This is a genomic window from Polynucleobacter sp. QLW-P1DATA-2, from assembly GCF_001870365.1.
Classification (GTDB): domain Bacteria; phylum Pseudomonadota; class Gammaproteobacteria; order Burkholderiales; family Burkholderiaceae; genus Polynucleobacter.
Genome location: NZ_LZMQ01000003.1, coordinates 508,621 through 527,574 on the forward strand (window position 1 = coordinate 508,621; position 18,954 = coordinate 527,574).

At 44.8% G+C, this 18,954-nt stretch carries 24 protein-coding genes and 2 tRNA genes; 9 read left to right on the forward strand and 17 right to left on the reverse strand.

Annotated features, from left to right (window positions below; all coding sequences use genetic code 11):
• The first annotated feature begins 23 nt into the window (after positions 1-23).
• Positions 24-815, forward strand: a complete 792-nt coding sequence (locus A9236_RS05155) for a peptidylprolyl isomerase (RefSeq protein ID WP_071465795.1) — start codon at positions 24-26, stop codon at positions 813-815.
• Positions 816-831: 16 nt separating this feature from the next.
• Here A9236_RS05155 and A9236_RS05160 read toward each other — a convergent pair whose 3' ends face one another.
• The 4 genes from A9236_RS05160 to A9236_RS05175 all read right to left on the reverse strand — a co-directional run bounded on the left by A9236_RS05160 (position 832) and on the right by A9236_RS05175 (position 4,551).
• Positions 832-1,995: an MFS transporter gene (locus tag A9236_RS05160; protein WP_071465796.1), complete on the reverse strand. Its 1,164-nt coding sequence runs from the start codon at positions 1,993-1,995 to the stop codon at positions 832-834.
• 14 nt (positions 1,996-2,009) lie between these two features.
• Positions 2,010-3,125 (reverse strand): chorismate synthase, encoded by a 1,116-nt coding sequence (aroC, locus tag A9236_RS05165; protein ID WP_071465797.1) that lies wholly within the window; start codon positions 3,123-3,125, stop codon positions 2,010-2,012.
• A 43-nt stretch (positions 3,126-3,168) separates the two neighbouring features.
• The gene (locus A9236_RS05170) at positions 3,169-3,624 is read right to left on the reverse strand and encodes a CBS domain-containing protein (protein WP_071465798.1); all 456 of its coding nucleotides are present in this window, start codon (positions 3,622-3,624) and stop codon (positions 3,169-3,171) included.
• 78 nt (positions 3,625-3,702) lie between these two features.
• Positions 3,703-4,551 (reverse strand): YhjD/YihY/BrkB family envelope integrity protein, encoded by an 849-nt coding sequence (locus A9236_RS05175; protein WP_071465799.1) that lies wholly within the window; start codon positions 4,549-4,551, stop codon positions 3,703-3,705.
• A gap of 19 nt (positions 4,552-4,570) precedes the next feature.
• Between A9236_RS05175 and wrbA the strand changes: the two genes are divergently transcribed.
• From wrbA to ppk2, 6 genes are all read left to right on the forward strand, one after another.
• The gene (wrbA, locus tag A9236_RS05180; RefSeq protein ID WP_071465800.1) at positions 4,571-5,173 is read left to right on the forward strand and encodes an NAD(P)H:quinone oxidoreductase; all 603 of its coding nucleotides are present in this window, start codon (positions 4,571-4,573) and stop codon (positions 5,171-5,173) included.
• A 4-nt stretch (positions 5,174-5,177) separates the two neighbouring features.
• The gene (locus tag A9236_RS05185) at positions 5,178-5,570 is read left to right on the forward strand and encodes a DUF2069 domain-containing protein (RefSeq protein WP_071465801.1); all 393 of its coding nucleotides are present in this window, start codon (positions 5,178-5,180) and stop codon (positions 5,568-5,570) included.
• Positions 5,570-6,985, forward strand: a complete 1,416-nt coding sequence (locus tag A9236_RS05190) for an FAD-binding oxidoreductase (RefSeq protein ID WP_071465802.1) — start codon at positions 5,570-5,572, stop codon at positions 6,983-6,985. The genes A9236_RS05185 and A9236_RS05190 overlap by 1 nt, the downstream gene beginning before the upstream one ends.
• A 98-nt stretch (positions 6,986-7,083) precedes the next feature.
• Positions 7,084-7,269, forward strand: coding sequence for a hypothetical protein (locus A9236_RS05195; RefSeq protein ID WP_048812093.1), 186 nt, complete (start codon positions 7,084-7,086; stop codon positions 7,267-7,269).
• Between the two features lie 244 nt (positions 7,270-7,513).
• Positions 7,514-7,786 carry a serine/threonine protein kinase gene (locus tag A9236_RS05200; RefSeq protein ID WP_071465804.1) on the forward strand — a complete coding sequence of 91 codons (273 nt, stop codon included), beginning with the start codon at positions 7,514-7,516 and terminating at the stop codon, positions 7,784-7,786.
• Positions 7,787-7,788: 2 nt separating this feature from the next.
• Positions 7,789-8,571: a polyphosphate kinase 2 gene (gene ppk2 / locus A9236_RS05205; RefSeq protein WP_071465805.1), complete on the forward strand. Its 783-nt coding sequence runs from the start codon at positions 7,789-7,791 to the stop codon at positions 8,569-8,571.
• A 5-nt stretch (positions 8,572-8,576) separates the two neighbouring features.
• Here the strand turns inward: ppk2 and A9236_RS05210 are convergent, their stop codons facing one another.
• From A9236_RS05210 to A9236_RS05255, 10 genes are all read right to left on the reverse strand, one after another.
• Complete coding sequence (locus A9236_RS05210; protein ID WP_071465806.1) at positions 8,577-9,473, reverse strand: alpha/beta fold hydrolase; 897 nt, start codon at positions 9,471-9,473, stop codon at positions 8,577-8,579.
• A 24-nt stretch (positions 9,474-9,497) separates the two neighbouring features.
• On the reverse strand, positions 9,498-9,758 hold the full coding sequence (locus A9236_RS05215) for a hypothetical protein (protein ID WP_071465807.1): 261 nt from the start codon (positions 9,756-9,758) through the stop codon (positions 9,498-9,500).
• 3 nt (positions 9,759-9,761) lie between these two features.
• Complete coding sequence (locus A9236_RS05220; protein ID WP_071465808.1) at positions 9,762-10,445, reverse strand: DUF3313 family protein; 684 nt, start codon at positions 10,443-10,445, stop codon at positions 9,762-9,764.
• Between the two features lie 34 nt (positions 10,446-10,479).
• Positions 10,480-10,875: a hypothetical protein gene (locus A9236_RS05225; RefSeq protein ID WP_071465809.1), complete on the reverse strand. Its 396-nt coding sequence runs from the start codon at positions 10,873-10,875 to the stop codon at positions 10,480-10,482.
• A gap of 7 nt (positions 10,876-10,882) precedes the next feature.
• Positions 10,883-11,617 carry an amino acid ABC transporter ATP-binding protein gene (locus A9236_RS05230; protein ID WP_071465810.1) on the reverse strand — a complete coding sequence of 245 codons (735 nt, stop codon included), beginning with the start codon at positions 11,615-11,617 and terminating at the stop codon, positions 10,883-10,885.
• Positions 11,618-11,650: 33 nt separating this feature from the next.
• The gene (locus tag A9236_RS05235; protein ID WP_071465811.1) at positions 11,651-12,319 is read right to left on the reverse strand and encodes an amino acid ABC transporter permease; all 669 of its coding nucleotides are present in this window, start codon (positions 12,317-12,319) and stop codon (positions 11,651-11,653) included.
• Between the two features lie 40 nt (positions 12,320-12,359).
• Positions 12,360-13,142 (reverse strand): amino acid ABC transporter permease, encoded by a 783-nt coding sequence (locus A9236_RS05240; RefSeq protein WP_071465812.1) that lies wholly within the window; start codon positions 13,140-13,142, stop codon positions 12,360-12,362.
• Positions 13,143-13,194: 52 nt separating this feature from the next.
• Positions 13,195-14,109, reverse strand: coding sequence for an amino acid ABC transporter substrate-binding protein (locus tag A9236_RS05245; RefSeq protein WP_201721720.1), 915 nt, complete (start codon positions 14,107-14,109; stop codon positions 13,195-13,197).
• A gap of 164 nt (positions 14,110-14,273) precedes the next feature.
• Positions 14,274-14,350: transfer RNA gene (locus tag A9236_RS05250), tRNA-Arg, on the reverse strand.
• A 36-nt stretch (positions 14,351-14,386) separates the two neighbouring features.
• Positions 14,387-14,463 (reverse strand) — tRNA-Pro (locus tag A9236_RS05255).
• 61 nt (positions 14,464-14,524) lie between these two features.
• Here A9236_RS05255 and A9236_RS05260 point away from each other — a divergent pair.
• On the forward strand, positions 14,525-14,893 hold the full coding sequence (locus tag A9236_RS05260) for a hypothetical protein (RefSeq protein WP_071465813.1): 369 nt from the start codon (positions 14,525-14,527) through the stop codon (positions 14,891-14,893).
• 77 nt (positions 14,894-14,970) lie between these two features.
• Positions 14,971-17,034, forward strand: a complete 2,064-nt coding sequence (locus tag A9236_RS05265) for a TonB-dependent receptor (RefSeq protein ID WP_071465814.1) — start codon at positions 14,971-14,973, stop codon at positions 17,032-17,034.
• Here the strand turns inward: A9236_RS05265 and A9236_RS05270 are convergent.
• The 3 genes from A9236_RS05270 to A9236_RS05280 are packed head-to-tail and all read right to left on the reverse strand — an operon-like array spanning position 17,031 to position 18,946.
• The gene (locus A9236_RS05270) at positions 17,031-17,555 is read right to left on the reverse strand and encodes a chromate transporter (protein ID WP_071465815.1); all 525 of its coding nucleotides are present in this window, start codon (positions 17,553-17,555) and stop codon (positions 17,031-17,033) included. The two genes, A9236_RS05265 and A9236_RS05270, sit on opposite strands and share 4 nt — an antisense overlap.
• On the reverse strand, positions 17,552-18,118 hold the full coding sequence (locus tag A9236_RS05275) for a chromate transporter (RefSeq protein WP_071465816.1): 567 nt from the start codon (positions 18,116-18,118) through the stop codon (positions 17,552-17,554). The genes A9236_RS05270 and A9236_RS05275 overlap by 4 nt, the downstream gene beginning before the upstream one ends.
• A gap of 51 nt (positions 18,119-18,169) precedes the next feature.
• Complete coding sequence (locus A9236_RS05280; protein WP_071467804.1) at positions 18,170-18,946, reverse strand: hypothetical protein; 777 nt, start codon at positions 18,944-18,946, stop codon at positions 18,170-18,172.
• Positions 18,947-18,954 lie beyond the last annotated feature (8 nt).

Genomic DNA, 18,954 nt, shown 5'->3' on the forward strand with positions numbered 1-18,954 from the left:
CAATTTTTTACTAGATTAATAACATGCTAAATTCTCGCAATTTAATTTCCTTTGCTATTGCAACGACTCTATTTTCTGGATATGCCTTTGCACAAAATGCCGTGATCGTGAACGGCAAAGCTATTCCAAAGGCGCAGCTTGATAAGTTGGTGCAAAAATCAGGTCAACCTGATAATTCCCAAGTTCGAGACCAAGCTCGCGAAATGTTGGTCACTAAAGAATTGATTCTCCAAGAGGCTGATAAGCGTGGCGTTATCCAAAATGAATCTGTACGTGAACAGCTCGAGCAATCTCGTGTTGGCATTCTAGTTGCGGCAGTATTCGAAGATTATGTGCAAAAAGAAGGTGTTACAGAGGCCGAGCTTAAGACCGCTTATGAGTCAGTAAAAGCCCAATACACAGGCAAGGAATACCATGTTGAACATATTTTGGTCGAAAAAGAATCCGATGCCAAAGCCATCATTTTGCAAGTAAAGGCTGGCGCTAATTTTGAGGATATTGCTAAAGCCAAATCAAAAGATCCCGGCTCCGCGCCTAACGGCGGCGATTTGGCTTGGGTCACCGAAAAATCACTAGTTCCAGAATTTTCTAAGGCAATGGTTCAAATCAAGCCTGGGCAGATTAGTGATAAGCCCGTGAAATCACAATATGGCTGGCACATCATTAAAGTTGTAGACACTCGCGATATGAAAGCGCCTAGCTTTGATGAACTCAAAGATCAACTGAAGCAAATGATTACTTCAGATCAAAACTGGCAGAAAGCCAAGTTTTCAGAAATGATGCAAAAACTTCGCGCTAAGGCCAAGATTCAGTAGGTACTCAAAGGCTGTATCAGTCTTTTCTGACCGGGTAGTGGCGAGGCCTCATCTTTTGTATCGCCATACCCGCCAGGCCGCAGGCAAATGCGGACATCACAAATACATCTCTGGGTTGAGAGAGATCCCAAATCCAACCGGCACATAAGCCGCCAATGGTTCCACCTAAACCGTAAGAGACCGTTGCCATAATGGCTTGACCTCTTGCCTGCAGCGGACCAGTGAACCATCGTTGTAAGAGCTTAGTAGCCGCACTATGATGGGCAGCAAATGTTGCCGCATGCATTAATTGCGCCAAAATTAAAACAGAGGTGATCGGTAAGTAGGCAATCAGAATAAAGCGAACTACTCCAATGCCGAATGCGCCCTGTAAAACCACTTCAGCATCTAAGCGACTCAATACTTTATTTTGGAAGTAAAAGAAAATAACTTCAGCAGCAACACCCAAAGCCCAAAATAGGCCAATTTGTAATTTATCGTAGCCTAAGTTTGCCAGGTACAGGGAATAGAAAACATATAAAGCAGCATGGGCAAAGACCATGAAGAAGCCGGAAATTAAGAACCAGCGAACATCAGGATTAAAGAGTACCACCAGTAGTTCACCCTTAACCATTTTGCGCCGCTCCATCTTTGGTTCATGCAGGCAGAAAGTCACTAATGCTAATGCAAAGAGCACGATAGCACCCACTATTGGGTAAAACTCAATCCCCTTACGCTGGAATAGTTCTCCAGCCACCAATACCATTGCTATAAAACCGATTGAACCCCAAAGACGTAAACGACCGTAGCGTTTATCAAATGAATTGTCTTTATACAAAGCATGGATAGTTGCCGTCTCACCTAACGGCATCTGACTGCTAAGGATGGTGTGAAGAACAAACATCCAAATAAAAAAGCTGTAATAACTGTGTAGAAAAAAGATGCATAAGAAAACCACTGCAGCCAAGCATGCGCATATGCGGATAATCCCAATGCGATTAGATAAATAATCAGAGAGCCAGCCCCAACTAAAAGGTCCAACTATGCGCGTGATTTGCAGCATCGACATCAAGACTGCAATCTCGATGACATTAAAGCCGCGATCTAAAAAGAAAAGGCTGGCATAGGGGGAAACCAAGCCAACGTAGGCAAAATATAAAAAGAAAAAGGACCCGAAGGCCCACCGAAGCACAGGCGTCATCTTAGAAATATTAGCTAATCGATTTTTGAGCCAGGACGAGCTGCCGGTATAGGTGTAACAGCAACCCTCACGTCAGCGCATTGTGCGCGGTGGCGCAAGGCGTGATCCATGATCACCAATGCCAACATCGCCTCAGCAATTGGGGTTGCTCTGATACCAACGCAAGGATCATGACGTCCCTTAGTTTGGACAGTAATAGGCTTACCGTCGAGATCGATTGATTGTTTTGGGCTCATGATGCTAGAAGTCGGCTTAATAGCAATAGAAACGCGCAGATCTTGACCGGTACTAATGCCGCCTAGAGTGCCACCTGCATTATTTGATGCAAAGCCATCGGGATGTAGTTCATCGCCATGTTCGCTTCCACGCTGAGCAACGGATTTAAATCCGGCACCAATCTCAACGCCCTTAACGGCATTGATGCCCATCATGGCATGCGCAATATCAGCATCGAGTTTATCGAATAGAGGCTCACCCAGCCCAATGGGTACATTGCGAGCGCGAACCTCAATGCGGGCTCCACAAGAATCACCTGCTTTGCGCAGATCATCCATATAGCCTTCTAGTTGCGGAATAATCTGTGCGTTAGCAGCAAAGAATGGATTTTGGTCAATCTGCTGTGCGTCTTGAAATGGAATCTCAATTTCACCAAGCTGGCTCATGTAGCCATAAAACTCTGTTCTGTACTGCTGATTCAACCATTTTTTGGCAATCGCAGCAGCAGCTACTACAGGCGCTGTTAAGCGTGCTGATGAGCGGCCGCCACCACGAGGATCTCGTAGACCATATTTGTGGTGATAAGCGTAATCGGCGTGACCTGGACGGAAGGTTTGCAAGATATCACCGTAGTCTTGGCTTCGTTGATCAGTATTACGAATCAATAAAGCAATTGGTGCGCCTGTTGTCTTCCCTTCGAAGATGCCGGACAGAATTTCAACCCGATCCTCTTCTTTGCGCTGCGTTACATGACGTGAGGTTCCCGGTTTCCGGCGGTCAAGATCAATTTGGAGGTCAGCCTCAGTGAGCGACATGCCTGGAGGGCAGCCATCGACCACGGCTCCAATAGCTGGACCATGGGATTCACCAAAAGTAGTAACAGTAAAAAGAAGGCCTAAAGTATTTCCTGACATATCGACATTATGTCATTTGTCATGAATATTTGGCTAAAACAGCTTAATTAGCGGTCTTTTCTGCATCTTCTGGCCAGTCACGAATATAGGCCTTGAGCATCGTATTTTCAAAGTCTTGAGCTTCAACCACCGATTTGGCAACATCATAAAAGGAGATCACTCCCATGAGCATTTTTTGATCGACCACAGGCAAGTAGCGAGCATGATCCACCAACATCATGCGACGGACTTCATCGATCTCAGTTTCCATGTTGCAAGTTAGGGGGTTTTGGTTCATGACGGAGAGAACTTGTAACCCATCTAATTTGCCATGGTGTTTTGCTAAAGCAGCAATCACCTCACGGAAAGTCAGAATGCCTACAAGCTTGTCATACTCCATCACCACCAAAGAGCCGATGTCATGTTCGCTCATAACCAATACAGCAGTTTGTAGCGCAGTCTCAGGAGCAACTGTAAATAAGGTGCTTCCTTTTACACGCAATATGTCGCGAACTTTCATGTAATCTCCAAATGCAATGAATTTATTGCTTCAATATAGCCCCAAGCACCCCTGCAATCAAGGGCTTAAAGTGCCCTTTTAGTAACGAATAACCCTAATAACCCCGCTGCGGATGTTGGGTAGATTAGCTACAAGCACTGCCCCAGCCAAGGTTATCCACCACGTTAAGTAGATCCACAAAAGCGCCAAAGGAAAGATAGAAAACGCACCATAGACGGTTTTGTAGAAGTGAGTGTGGGTCAAAAAGATGGCAAACCCAAACTTCATCAGCTCAAAACTGAGTGCAGCAAAAAAGGCACCAAAGAGAGCGTCCGACCATTGGATCTGTGAATAAGGAAGGATTTTGTAAGCCACCGTATAGACCATCGCAGCTAAGAAGATAGGCGCTACAGTGGCTATAAATCTAAACCCAGAGGATATGCCATCTGTCCAGCCTTGTGCAGCACTAAAAAGCACCCCGCTGAGGTAAATTCCAATACCCAGGAGTATTGGCCCTAAGATAGTTGCCGCAGCATAGATGACTATCTTTTTATGAAGAGGTCTACGCTTTTCAACTTTAAAAATTTGATTGAAGGCACCTTCAATCACCGAAAGCGTCATGATGGCGGTGACAAATAAACCAGCAATACCCACAAGCGTTAAGCCACGGGCCTGGACGGAAAATTGCTCTAAATAAATAAAGACCTGCTGGTTAATCCCCCCTGGCATGTAGGTATCTAGTAGCCAGGTCCTAAAGGCGTTTCTGATCTGAATCACACTAGGGAGGTATGCAATCAAGATGGTTGCAATGGTCACCATAGGCACTAAAGAAAGTGTCGTGGTGTAGGCCAGGCTTGCAGCAATTTGATTGAGTTTTTGGTCGCGATTGCCCTCCCAGATCTCTTTTGCAAGAGAGAGCCATAATTGGGGGTTACGAAATAAGCGCATCGCCGTATCATAAGAGAATATGAGCCAACACGATATATTAGTTCTGTACTACTCCCGCCATGGGGCAACTAGGGAATTGGCGCGCCTGATTGCCGAGGGAATTGAAAGCGTTCCTGGTGTCAACGCACGTCTTCGAACCGTGCCTGCTATTTCTACTGTTTGTGAGGCATCCGAGCCTAGCGTACCGTCAGAAGGCGCCCCATATGTAGAGTATTCCGATCTACAAGAATGTATAGGTTTGGCCTTAGGTTCCCCTACTCGTTTTGGCAATATGGCCGCCCCCATGAAATATTTCTGGGATGGCAGCTCCTCTCAATGGCTCAATGGTGCCCTGATTGGCAAGCCAGCTTGCGTGTTTACTAGCACCGGAAGTCTGCATGGCGGCCAAGAAAGCACATTGCTCACCATGATGATTCCCTTGCTGCACCACGGCATGATGATTGTGGGTTTACCTTACAGCGAACCAGATCTCATGTCATCTGCAACAGGTGGAAGCCCCTACGGTGTAACGCACCTTGCTCACGCCGATGGCAGGGCTCCGATTAGCGCTGAAGAGCAACGTTTAGCAAAAGCTCAGGGAAAGCGTCTTGCACAAGCAGCGCTTAAGCTCATTGGCGACTAAGAACATGCTAAAAAAAATTCTCGCAAAGAATCCTTTTCAGCTATTAGCTACAGCAGCATTCATTGATCTATTTATCCTATGCATCGCTTGGGAATGGTTCATCTCCCCCCTGCGTCCAGGCGGCTCTTTGCTGATCCTAAAAGGCGTACCCTTGCTATTTGCAATTCCGGGCTTATGGAAAGGTAATGTCTACACAATGCAGTGGGCATCGATGCTAATACTGCTCTACATCACAGAGGGTTTGGTCCGTATTTTGGAAATAGGTGCTAATTTTTGGATGGCTTTACTAGAAATCATTTTCGCTACAACTGGGTTTGTCTGTCTGTTAATAGTCTTAAAGCCAATTAAGCAAGAGGCTAAGAGCTTAGCAAAGCAAAAATTACAAGCTGATCAGTGATGGAAAGTTTTCTTCAAGCATTGAGCAAGGTCCTCGAGAAAAAATATATTCTGATCGAGGATCAAGATAAAGCTCCCTACCTAACTGATTGGCGTAAGCGTTTTACCGGCAAGGCCTTAGCAATTGTTTTGCCTCGCACCACACAAGAGATTTCTGAGATTGTGAAACTCTGTGCTGCAAATGAGGTTGCTCTAGTGCCTCAAGGTGGACATACTGGATTTTGTGGCGGCGCTACACCGGATGTCAGTGGTAAGCAGATTGTGCTTAATCTCAAGCGAATGAATACCATTCGTGAGATAGATGTTGCGAATCAAACCATTACCGTTGAGGCAGGCTGCATTCTGCAAACCATTCAAGAGAAAGCGGCTGAGCAAGATTTTTTATTTCCCTTGAGTCTTGGTGCTGAAGGTAGTTGCATGATTGGCGGTAACTTGGCAACCAATGCCGGTGGGACCAATGTTCTGCGCTATGGCAATACTCGTGATCTTTGCTTAGGTCTAGAAGTGGTAACCGCCAAAGGTGAAATTTGGAATGGCCTCAAAGGATTGCGGAAGGACAACACTGGCTATGACTTGCGCGACTTATTTATTGGTTCAGAGGGAACCCTGGGAATCATCACTGCGGCTGTCATGAAGCTTTATCCGCTCCCCATATCTCAATGGACAACATTGGTCGCCGTCGACACCGTTGCCGCCACTATTAAACTCTTAAATCTTTTTCAGAGGCGTGCGACTTCCCTGCTCACTGGTTTCGAAATGATGACGCAGGAATCATTAGCTCTCAATGAAAAACATTTTCCGCAAATGGCAAACCCTTTAAAAGGAAATCCCGCCTATACGGTCTTGATTGAACTCTCCGACCATGAAAGTGAAGCTCATGTCAGGGAGTTACTTGAGACGATTCTTGAGGAGGCTTTTGAGGCTGGCTTAATTACTGATGCCGTAATTGCCAACAATCTCTCCCAAGCCAATGCTTTTTGGCATATGCGTGAGCACATTACTCTGGCTCAAGCCGAAGAAGGGGCTAATCTCAAGCACGACATCACCATCCCCCTATCTTCCCTAGAAAGCTTTATCCAAGAAACTGACGCTTTAATGAGGGCCAATTACCCTGGCGTCCGAATTATCAACTTTGGGCACCTGGGCGACGGCAATCTCCATTACAACATCGCACCCCCGCTTGGTGTCGACCCCAAAGCCTTCAATTTGGCCAATGAGAAGCCAATTCATGAGCTGATTTATGCTCAAGTTGAGCGTTGCCAGGGCTCTATCTCTGCAGAACATGGCGTTGGACAGCTTAAATTAGATGATTTGAGGTCTCACAAGGGAGATGTGGCGCATGACCTCATGAAGACCCTGAAACAGGCCCTAGACCCTCAAAACATCCTAAATCCCCATAAAGTCGTCTCGATTTAGTAGTTTTCGGGTTTTCTTGCAACTTTTTTGAAATATTTTGTATTTTCTGTCATCTCACCCCCTTTATGAGGCGTTGTATGCCCATGGAGGTGACAAATATGTCAACAAGACTCAAACGTTGGGCCCGCGCTATTCAAGAGATCGACTTGTCTAAAAGTACGCCAGAAGTGGCTATTGGCTACCTAGATAGCAAATACCGTGATATTGCCTGGCGCTATATCCGCATCCTAGGCTTTGAACGCACCATTAGCTTCATGGCCAGCAATAACTTTCATCCAGAGTAAAAGCAAATTCCCTTAAAAAACCTAAATATCTGAATTATTTAGGTTTTTTTACTATCCGCCTGAATTATCCTAGGCCACATCCTACGATGTTGCGTTAATAGGCATTTAAATCCCCTTGCTTACAAAAAAGCATCACTTCTCAACTTAAAAATAGTCTGCAGTGTGTCATAAAGCCTTGTAACTGGGCCTCTTACAACGTAGGATCAAAAGATCCATAACTACTTAATGAACCAATAGGAACATCATGAGTCAAAAGAAATTAGTAAAGCAGTTGATGAAAAAGCTTGATCGCCTGGAATCGGAGCGTGAAAAAATTATCGATAAGCTTGCTAAAGCATTAGATAAGCTTGAAAAGAAAGAGATAGCTAAGGTTGCAAGCAAGAAAACTGCTACCAAGAAAGTTCCAGCCAAGAAAACAGCCGTTAAGAAATCAGTAGCAAAGAAGGTTGTTAAAAAGCGTGCACCTACAAAAAAGGTTGCCGCAACCAAAACTACTAGCTCTGAAGCGACTAGCTAAGCATGGGTAAATTGAAGAAGCTTGAGGGAAATGATGTCAACTATGATGCTGAGCTCAGGCTTTTACAGATTGAATTGGTAAAGGTTCAACGGCAAATTATTTCTAGTAATAGTAAGCTTTTGATCATCCTCGAGGGGCGCGACACTGCTGGCAAAGATGGAACCATCAAGTGCATTACTGAACACCTTAGCCCTCGTGAAACACATGTTGTAGCGCTGGGCATCCCTACATCACGCGAATCTGGTGAGTGGTACTTTCAACGCTACGTAGCAGAACTCCCATCTGCAGGAGAAATTATTCTTTTTAACCGCAGCTGGTACAACCGAGCTGGAGTGGAAAAAGTGATGGGATTTTGTACTGATATTCAGTATCAGAAATTTATGGATACGGTAAATGAATTCGAGAGTCTATTGGTTGGGTCGGGCATTCAACTGATTAAATACTACCTAGACATAGACAAGAAAGAGCAAGCGCGTCGCATGGAGAGTCGCAAGACCGATCCCCTGAAGCAATGGAAAGTGAGCCCAATTGATCAGCAGGCTCAGAAGAAATGGAAGGCCTATAGTATTGCTCGAGATCTCATGCTCAAAAAGACTAGCTCGGCTGATGCACCCTGGACGGTGATTGATGCCAATAATAAAAAATTGACCCATCTCAATTTGATCAGGGATCTACTTTCTAGAATTAACTACCCAGGCAAAGATAAGAAGATTCTCAACTTAGACCCGAATATTGTGAGCCCCTGCCCGCCTTTAGGCAAAAAACCTCCGAAGGTTGCACCGTAGAAGGTTTAAATAAAGAAGTTGCGTGCTTCAGTGATGACTTCTTGAGGTAACTCTTCTGGAATGTAATGTCCGCAAGGAACGGCTCTACCCGAAACCTCGCTGGAGCTAACTTTCTTCCAGTCATTTACGGGTTCAAAGCATTTATTTACCAAGCCATGCTCACCCCAAAGAACCTTGAGAGGCATTTGTAATTTCTTACAATGCTCACGGTCTGCGCGATCATGAGCTAAATCAATGGTTGCTGCAGCCCGATAGTCTTCACACATGGCATGCATACCTTGTGAATTGCTTACTCCCGCTAGATACTCTGCCCAACGCTCGGGGCTGAAGATGCCAGTCCCGGCATGACGACCCATATGATTTTTTAGCCAATACTCTGGGTTAGCTCCAATCATGGTTTCAGGCACTGGTTCAGCTTGAATCAAAAAGAACCAATGCCAATAACCCTTAGCAAATTCCATGGTGGTGTTTTCATACATGGTCAAGGTTGGAGAGATATCTAAGACCATGAACTTTTTAACACTCTCTGGAAAATCCATAGCTAGACGATGAGAAACCCTGCCTCCGCGATCATGCCCAAGCAAGAAAAAATGATCATGGCCCAAGGCTTTCATCAAGGAATATTGATCTGTCGCCATAGATCGCTTTGAATAAGACGAATGATCCGGTTTTCCATGGGGCTTAGATGAGGCGCCGTAACCCCGTAGATCCGAAGCAACTACCGTGTAGTGTTTCGCCAACTCAGGAGCAACCTGATGCCAAATCGCTTTAGTTTGTGGAAATCCATGCAGCAATAAAAGTGCTGGACCACTTCCGCCAATTTGGCAGGCAATCTCTATTGGCCCATCATCAGATGAAACAGTAATAGACTTTTGTTCGAAACCTGGAAATGCTACGGACATAAATTCAATAACTCTTGAGGTGTTTTAACGATCAGCAACCGCCTGTATTTCGGCAACAGTAAGATAGCCTTTGTTACCGGAATCCAGATAGCTAAAGTGATCGTAAATACGCGGCATACAACCTTTTGCCTCTGCTTTAGTTAGCTTTCCATCATGATTCAGATCGCACTTTGCAAAGCGTTCTGCAATTTCACGATTTTTTGATGCATCGTCTGCATAACTCAATACTGGAGTGATGGCCAAGATGCTAATGCAAAGCAATGTAGAGGTAAAAGATCTTGTCATGATTTATTGACCTGTTGGAGTTGGATTGGCTGAAGTTTCCATTGCAACGCGAACTACCTTTTTAGCCATTTCAATAAATGAACTTACAGAGCCTGAGCCTGTTCTGAATGATTCCCCTTGAATGGTGACTAAGCCTTCCCCAAGCAACTGTTTGGATTGGCTATCAGTAATTTTGCTCTCTACCAATAAAGCAGGAGTCTTTGAGTTCACGCCACCAGCATAAGCTGCGGCATTCGCAGCCAATCCGATTGGGGTGAAATTCCAAGGCTGGAGACTATCAGCCATACTTTCTGCGCCAGTGATGCCAACGGTAATTCGGGCTACGCCAGGACCAGGGCTAGTAACAATGCGAATATTGCCGCGTGAATTTACGGCATCAATCATTGAATCCTGCAAGGTAATTTGTGCTTGAGAGATAGCCTCTGCACTCACTTCTTTAGTGGCGCTTTGATTTAAATATATTGGGTCCAAAATCACAGCAGTGTAGCTAGAGGGATTAACACCAGAAACTCGGTATCTCCATATCCGAACATCAGATTGACTAGTTGCCATCGGCACTAATACGGAGTAATTGGGCAAGAAGCCTGATCTAGGCATTGGCTCTGAAACCAATTTTGGAGTATTGCTACAGGCTGCTAAAAGAATGGCAACTGAAAATAAAGCAATAACTACGTTAAATTTACGCATCTTGATTCCTTAAAATTGATATCAGAAGACCTGTTTAGTCTGCTGCGGGGCAAGGCAAAATGCCACCCGTTTTTTTGTGAATCTGCGGCTTGCAATCAGGCTGCGGTGCAACCACCGTTGCAGGTGGTTTTACAGTGTTAACGGTTGGTCCGGCTGCTGTCGCTGTGTCTGTTGTGACTGGAGCAGCAGCGCTTACTGCCGCAACTGGTAGCACGACCTTTGCAGGCTCCAATCCAACCGATCTATAGAAGGCTTTGTCCGTTCCCGGGCAAGGCATGACTGCACCAGTCTTTGGGTTAATTACATCCTTGCACTGTGGATTTGACTCAATTCGGGCCTCGATCTTGGCCACAGAGCATGCTGCAAGTACACAGACACTAATCGCAGAGAGAATAAAAAGTTTGGTTAATGAATGAGGAGTCAAATTCATTCGGAGCTTAATGAGCCAAAATTTTAGATAAAAAATCTTTAGCACGAAGAGATCTTGCTTCTGGATTATTAAAGAACTCATCTTTGGTGCAATCTTCAATGATGCGTCCTTGGTCCATAAAAATCACACGATTACTGACCTTGCGGGCAAAACCCATCTCATGGGTAACGCAGCACATTGTCATACCTTCATTTGCTAATTTCACCATCACGTCTAATACTTCACCAACCATTTCTGGGTCTAGTGCTGAGGTGGGTTCATCAAACAACATAATGATCGGATCCATACTCAAGGCGCGTGCTATCGCAACCCGTTGCTGTTGGCCGCCAGATAGCTGGCCAGGGAACTTATCTTTTTGTGCAATCAAGCCTACCCGTTCTAAGTATTTCAAGCCATGAGCTTTAGCCTCATCAGCAGAACGACCAAGCACTTTCATCTGGGCAAGGGTGAGGTTTTCAGTAATGCTCAGATGGGGAAACAGCTCAAAAGACTGAAATACCATACCCACTCTAGATCTCAGCTTAGGCAAATTTGTTTTCGAATCATGCAAGCTCACGCCATCAACGGTGATTTCGCCAGCCTGAAACGGCTCTAATGCATTAATGGTTTTAATTAGGGTTGACTTTCCGGAACCAGATGGACCGCAGATAACTACTACTTCGCCCTTTTGGATCGTAGTACTGCAATCAGTTAAGACCTGAAAGTCGCCGTACCACTTCGATACATTTTGAAGTTCAATCATGATGATTTAGAAATAGTGAGCATTAAGAATAAATTAGCGAATGATCGCCACTTTGGCTTGAATTCTACGAACCACTTTAGAAAGCGTGAAACAAATAATGAAATAGGTAAATGCAGCCAAAATATAAGTTTCAATTGGGCGGCCATAATTTTTACCGGCAATTTCAAAACCTTTTAACAAGTCATAGGCACCAATGGCATAGACCAATGAAGTATCTTGAAACAAAATAATGGTTTGAGTCATGAAGACCGGAATCATGTTTCTAAAGGCCTGTGGCAACACAATAAAACGCATATTTTGACCGTAGGTCATACCTAAGGCTTGCGCTGCAAAACCTTGGCCTTTTGGCACCGACTGAATACCTGCGCGCACAATCTCAGAAAAGAACGCCCCCTCAAAAGCAATGAAAGTAATCGTTGCTGATAAATCAGCGCCAATAGGACGCCCAATCAACATTGGAATCAATAGGAAGAACCACAAGATCACCATCACCAAGGGAATGGAGCGCATTGTGTTGACATAGATAGTTGCTGGATAAACTAGACTTGCCCTACCAGAAAGACGCATCAGAGCTAAAAAGGTGCCAAATACAATTCCACCAACGGTAGCTATAACCGTCAGCTGAACGCTAAATAGCAAGCCCTTCAGTATGTAATTAGTGAAGAGTTCCCAGTTATAAAAACTGAGGTCTATGCTAAACATGTGTTCACCAATAAATCGCTAGGTTGAGTATTCATCATGATTAATGGGCTGCCACTTCTGTATTGGCAACAATAAATCCAGGAATACGGGAGCGCTTCTCAATGTGTGCCATCACCCTATTCACAGCGAATGCAGATAAGGCATACAAAATCGTTACTGCTAGGTAGATCTCAACACCATGTGATGTTTCTTCCTGAGCTTGCATTGCAAACAAGGTAAGCTCAGGAACAGAGACCGCAAAAGCAACTGATGAGTTTTTAATCAGATTCATACTCTCAGACGTAAGCGGTGGGATCACAATGCGCAACGCCATGGGCAAAATAATGTAGCGATAACTCTGATAAGTCGTTAAGCCCAGCGCTATTGCTGCTGCTTTCTGACCAGAAGGTAAAGACTGAATACCCGCCCTAACCTGCTCAGCAATACGAGCTGAGGTAAAGAATCCCAATGCAAGGCTAACTAGCAAATAAGATGGGAAAGCTTTTAAAGGGGGTATGAATGCAGGGATTACGTGGTACCAAAGAAATACTTGCACCAAGATTGGAATATTCCTAAACAACTCCACCCACGCAGTAGATAGTCTGACTAAAAAACGGTTAGTTGGATTTTCTGGGGGCAAGGTTCTTAAGGTACCCATGATGGCACCCAAGGAAAGCGCAATCAATAAACCGAGCCCAGCTACTGCTAGAGTCCAGCCCCAAGCCTTCATCAGCCAATCTAAATAGCTGGGGTCTGCATTTTTGCCAATACCCAACAAGGCGGAGAAGCAGTGGTCAACCACCTCTCCATCTAGAGTGCTTTTACAAAAAATTCCTAAATCCATAAAACCGATCGCGTAGGCATTAACTTATTCAAGTATTTATGAGCGATTTGAATTATTTCTTGTTGTAGTCTTCTGCAGGCTTGTCATTCAAGTTGGCCCAAGCATTTTTAGTTGCTGGGGACAACTGGAGACCAACGACAATATTTTTTGGTGGAATTGGTGACAAGAACCATTTGTTCCACAAACCAGGCATTTTGCCGTTAGCAACAATCTTGGCAATTGCCGCATCTACAGCAGCTTTAAATTCTGGATCATCTTTGCGGACCATGATTGCAATCGGTTCTGTACTCAAAACTTCACCAACAATTTTGAAGTCCTTAGGATTCTTGGAGTTGGCGATATTACCCGCCAAGATAGAGCCATCCATTACAAATGCATCAGCTCGGCCAGACTCCAATAATAGGAAGCTATCTGCATGGTCTTTGCCATAAACTTCATCAAAGTTCACGCCGTTGGCTTTTTCATGCTTACGGAGCAATTGGACGGATGTAGTGCCGGTTGTCGTGGCAACCTTCTTACCAGCCAATTGAGCGATTGAAGTGATGCCTGAATTGGCTTTAACAGCAATACGAACTTCCTCTACATATAAAGTGTTAGCAAAACTTACATCTTTTGCGCGATTGACATTATTCGTTGTTGTGCCGCACTCAATATCGACTGTTCCGTTTTGAACTAAAGGTACGCGGTTTTGCGATGTCACTGGTTGATAGTTAATGCGCAAAGTGCTCATGCCCAACTTATCCTTGATATCACCCAGGATCATGCGGCAGATCTCAACATGGTAACCATCAAAACGACTATCACCAGTGGTGTAGGACATAGGGATGGAGGATTCACGAACGCCCATGGTGACTGCACCGGTTGATTTAATTTTATCCATTGTTTGGCTGGCGGCTTGTACGTTAAAAACGCCTATCAATAGACCTGCTGCAACCAAGCCTGCTTTAATTAAAGAAATGCTTTTCATGGGGTTTCTCCTGTTTTTACTTCTATTTATTCATTGATAAATAGTTACATCTGTATTTATAGCAAATTTATAGGTCTAAATTGCTTAAAAAAGCCTTTATTTGGGGTTAATACCCAGATAAATGATTAACAAATTAATGAAAAGAGAAGAAGAGAGAAAGTAGCTGGCCTGCCCAGCACGATTCGAACGTGCGACCTACGCCTTAGAAGGGCGTTGCTCTATCCAGCTGAGCTATGGGCAGTTATGTGCTGGGTATCTCTAGAACAATAAGGGAAAGTGGTCGGAGTACAAGGATTCGAACCTTGGACCCCCTGCTCCCAAAGCAGGTGCGCTACCAGGCTGCGCTACACTCCGACGGAATAGATATTCTACACTGACAGCGCCATTAGAGGCAAATCCTGTAAGATTCAGTCCGATGAGCACCCTATTTAACGGCATAATTAGCAAACAAACGAAAGCATTGATTGCTCTTGGCTTATTGCTATTTAGCCTCTTGGGTACCCAGTATCTAGGCTTTGCACATAGTATTTCGCATGCTGGCTTTCAGGGCGTTAATGTAGAGCTCAGCACTGATGATCGCGCCGCCTTTGGCATATCTCATGCTGCAGCCGATTGCCATTTATTTGATGCCTTAACCCTCGCCAGTTTTATTGCGCCAGATGTTCACTCTTCTATCGGGGTGCTTTCTTATTCAGGCACTTTTACCCCACTCTTAGAGGTAACGGTTTTCCAGGCTCTTGCCTCACCCTATCAATCCCGAGCTCCTCCCAGCATCACTCTTTAATTACATTGCCCTCGCCTTATTGGCGAGTTTATGTGCGTTTACCTATTGAGATAGCTCAATAGATTTAAGAGTGAAGTATGAAATTTAGAATCTCCTATCAATTGGCTTTATTAAGCGCTTTGGGTGTAAGCCTTTCTTACTCCGCAAGAGCGGAAGATCCAAATGGCGGCTTAGTGATTGAATCGAACGCCATCTCCGAAAATAATCTTATGAGCCCGAGCAAAGTTTTGTCAGGCGATGAGTTGCAAAATAAGCTGGGGGGCAACCTGGGCGCTACCCTCTCCAATGAACTGGGGGTTTCTGCAACCGGATTTGGTGCAGGCGCCTCTAGGCCAGTTATTCGCGGGCTCGAAGGTGCGCGGGTGCAGATTTTAGAAAATGGTCTATCAGTAAGTGACGTATCCAGTATTTCGGCAGATCATGCTACCGCCAACCCCTTACAAAGTACGCGTCAAATTGAAATCCTGCGTGGCGCATCTGCATTGATGTATGGGTCTGGATCGAGCGGCGGCTTGGTCAATGTGATTAATGATCGCATTGCCACCTCCCTCCCAGGAGAGCCAACGGGCTCCGTAAATACGAGCTATGAAACCGCCAATCAAGGCAAGACCGCCAGCGCAGTAGTCGATACATCCACTGGACCGATTGCCTTTCATATTGATACCGCCATTAGCAATGCCAATGACTATCAAATTCCTGGCTACGCAGAGCAAGGAGGGCCGAATGCTAACTGGGCAATCAGCCCCGGCGTTCCGCAAAATGTGCCTTACTCTGGCAAGCTACCCTTCTCCTTTAATAATGAGAATAACTTAGGGCTGGGTGCTTCTTATATTGGTGATCATGGTTATACCGGCGTCTCACTATTGCGCCTTAATCATGACTATGGCGTTCCTACTGCTGATGGCGGATTTATTAACCAATCGCAAAATCGATATGATTTGCAGCATGAAACCCGCGATCCTATGGATGGTTTTAGCGCTTTCAAATTCAGCATCTCTAATAGCCATTACATGCACAATGAATTTGATAATAACGGCGTGCCGCAAACCAATTGGGTAAATGATGCAACAGAATTACGCGCGGTACTAGATCATCAATCTTGGATGGGCTGGAAAGGCAGTGTTGGCTTGCAATCGTCTACCGCCAAACTAACGGCAACTGATATCGCTAGTGGCAATGCAGATATCGTTCCGCAAACAGTCACCAATTCCAATGCGCTATTTTGGGTGGAGCAAGGTAATTTTGGTGACTTTAAAAATAGTCTTGGTTTGCGCTACAACTATGTGACCCAGAACCCTAATCAGGCCAGCGTTTACGCCGACTCTATTTCTACTTATAGTCCACCCTCACTCATTAACCGTCAGTTTAATTTGGGCTCCTACTCTTTGGGAACTATTTACGAAGTGACTAAGGGCTATGGACTAGCTGCAGCCTACACCGTTTCACAAAGGGCACCAAGTGCGCCAGAGCTTTACGCTTTTGGTCCACACGATGCTACCGCCACATACATAGTGGGTAACTCCAATTTACAAATAGAGACTTCGCACAATATTGAATTGGGTATACAAAAAACGAGCGGACTCATCCAAGGTAAAGCCAACATCTATCAAAATCAGTTCAGTAACTACATTTATGGCTTCTACACTGGCAATACAGCCTCTGGTGATGGATATACCAACTATCCAGTAGTAGTCTCCCAACAAGCAAATGCCACCATTAAAGGGGTTGAAGGAGAATTAACCTACAACTGGCAGCAAAATGGGGTTGGCACTCGCCTATTTGGTGACGCCTCTCAAGGGACTTTTAATAGTGGCGGCAATTTACCCCTGCAACCAGCCCCACGCTTAGGGGCTGAAATTGCGCAACAAGTAAATCAATGGAAAATGAATGCTACTTACATTCATGCTTTTGAGCAAACGCGCTTAGCTAGCTTTGAGATTGGCCCCACGCCGAGCTACAACCTCCTCAATGCAGGCGTGTCATACACCGAAAGAATTAACAGCATCTCTTGGACAGGCTATCTGCGTCTGACAAACTTATTGAATCAAGATATTCGTTATGCCACAACGCCAGAGACGGTACGCTTATACGCACCCCAACCGGGTCGCAGTGCCATGATTGGGGTTCGAGCTGCTTTTTAAAGGAACTGAGTGATGAGGGTTGCCACCAAACCCGAGCCCAGAATCACAATGACAGGGTTAATTTTGGTACGCAAAATAAGATAGAGGGTAATCAGCGCCAGTCCAGCAGTTAGCGGGCTAACAATCGAAGCCTTGCCAACAGCATAGACCCCAGAAGCCATTAGTCCGATAGAAATTGGCTCTAGAGCATTCTGAATAGATCGGCGCCAAGGGTTTTCGCCAAAATAACTCCATAAACGCCCTGCATAAAAACAGAGCACGCTAGAGGGAATAAAAAAAGCAAGTAGTACGACTAAGGCTCCCAATAAACCCGCCACCTGAAAGCCAATGATTAAGACCATCAGCATATTGGGCCCTGGAGCAACTTGTCCAATACTGTAAATATGGACAAATTGAGTATGGCCAATATCAAACTGGTGCGCCAATAGAGTTTGCATCTCAGGAAGAACAGCAGTTCCTCCACCTACAGCCAGGATAGATAGGAGCCCAAAACTAAGCGCTAGCTGAATAAGCAAATTCATATTTTTGAATTTGGCCTGTAAAGATAAATAGATATCGGCGCCATGATCAAAAGCACTAAGGGCAATGATAATTTGGCAATGCTCATCAAAGCAAAAGTGCATGCAATGATGATGAGGGATTTGAAATGCTTCCAGTGTTGGTCGCCAATGCGATAGGTAATAGCTGCCAACAATCCGCAAGCACCTGCGGCAATCCCAGTCAAAATGAGATTAGCCAATGGATGATCATTGTTATTGGTATAGGCAACACCAATAATTAATACAAATAGAGATCCAGGAATGATCAGCCCCAAAGTGGCTGCAACCGAACCCCAAAAGCCCCTTAGGTGATCCCCAGCAAGAACCGCTAAGTTGACGGAATTGAGGCCTGGCATTGTTTGACTAATTGCAAGGTAACCCATGAATTCATCTGCGGTAAGCCATTGTTTCTTTTCTATCAGCAAGATTCGCTCATAAGCAATGATTCCTCCGCCAAAGCTCACCGCACCAATCATGAGAAATTGAGTAAAAAGCTCTTTTAGGGAAACTCGTCCCTCTTTTAGGCAGAGGTCTTGAGAGGTCATTCCGGCTTACCGTATACCAATGCTGTTTTAGTGCTTCCAATCTCTAACCAGTCAGTCAGCTCTATCTGCAGTTTTTTGAAAAAACTTATCAGCTCGTTTGTGGGCTTTCGCCTGAGCTCTGTTCTCATCATTCACGCGATAGGAGAAGGCCAATTCGCCTACCATCGGATCGCCCACGCTTTTCATCCAAATGGCAATTTCACAATGGGCTTGGACTCCATCCCCAAATACCAAGTTACCTATTGGTAAGCAGGCTTCTAAAATTTTATTGGTTTTACCACCAACAATACGCAAAGGCGCATCCTTATCTATTGAGAGCTTTGCAAGGCCAGGGAAAAATTGGGCAACACTTTCCAAGGACCTATCAAATAAATCATCAATAGGTACCGCATCGAGGATTGCGTTATTTGAATAAATTTGACGCTGAGATCCTAGCTCATCACCACGCAATATTTCCTCTTTAAAACGAATGCGAGATTTGATCTTCTTTTTGGGGCTAGGATTAAAGCTTGATGCTTGATCCAAATCATGGGCACGACACTTTAAGGTGACTTCAGCATAGTCATCAACCCAGACATTCTGTCTTGATTCCCTAACGCGCAAAATAATATCGTTTTGGCGAAAATCTTGACCAGGCGTGTCGTAAAAGTAAATGTTACGCAAACCAGTAGTGGCATTATCTAGATGAAAGAAGTCCACCTTATTGGTTTTGCAGAACTTCAGAATTTGATCACTCAATGCGGTGATTTTGCTATGGCGGTCTAAACCTTGCGGCTTAATCAGCAGCTTGAATTCTCTATTGGTAATGAGCGGATGAATCTTTTTCAAAATAACCT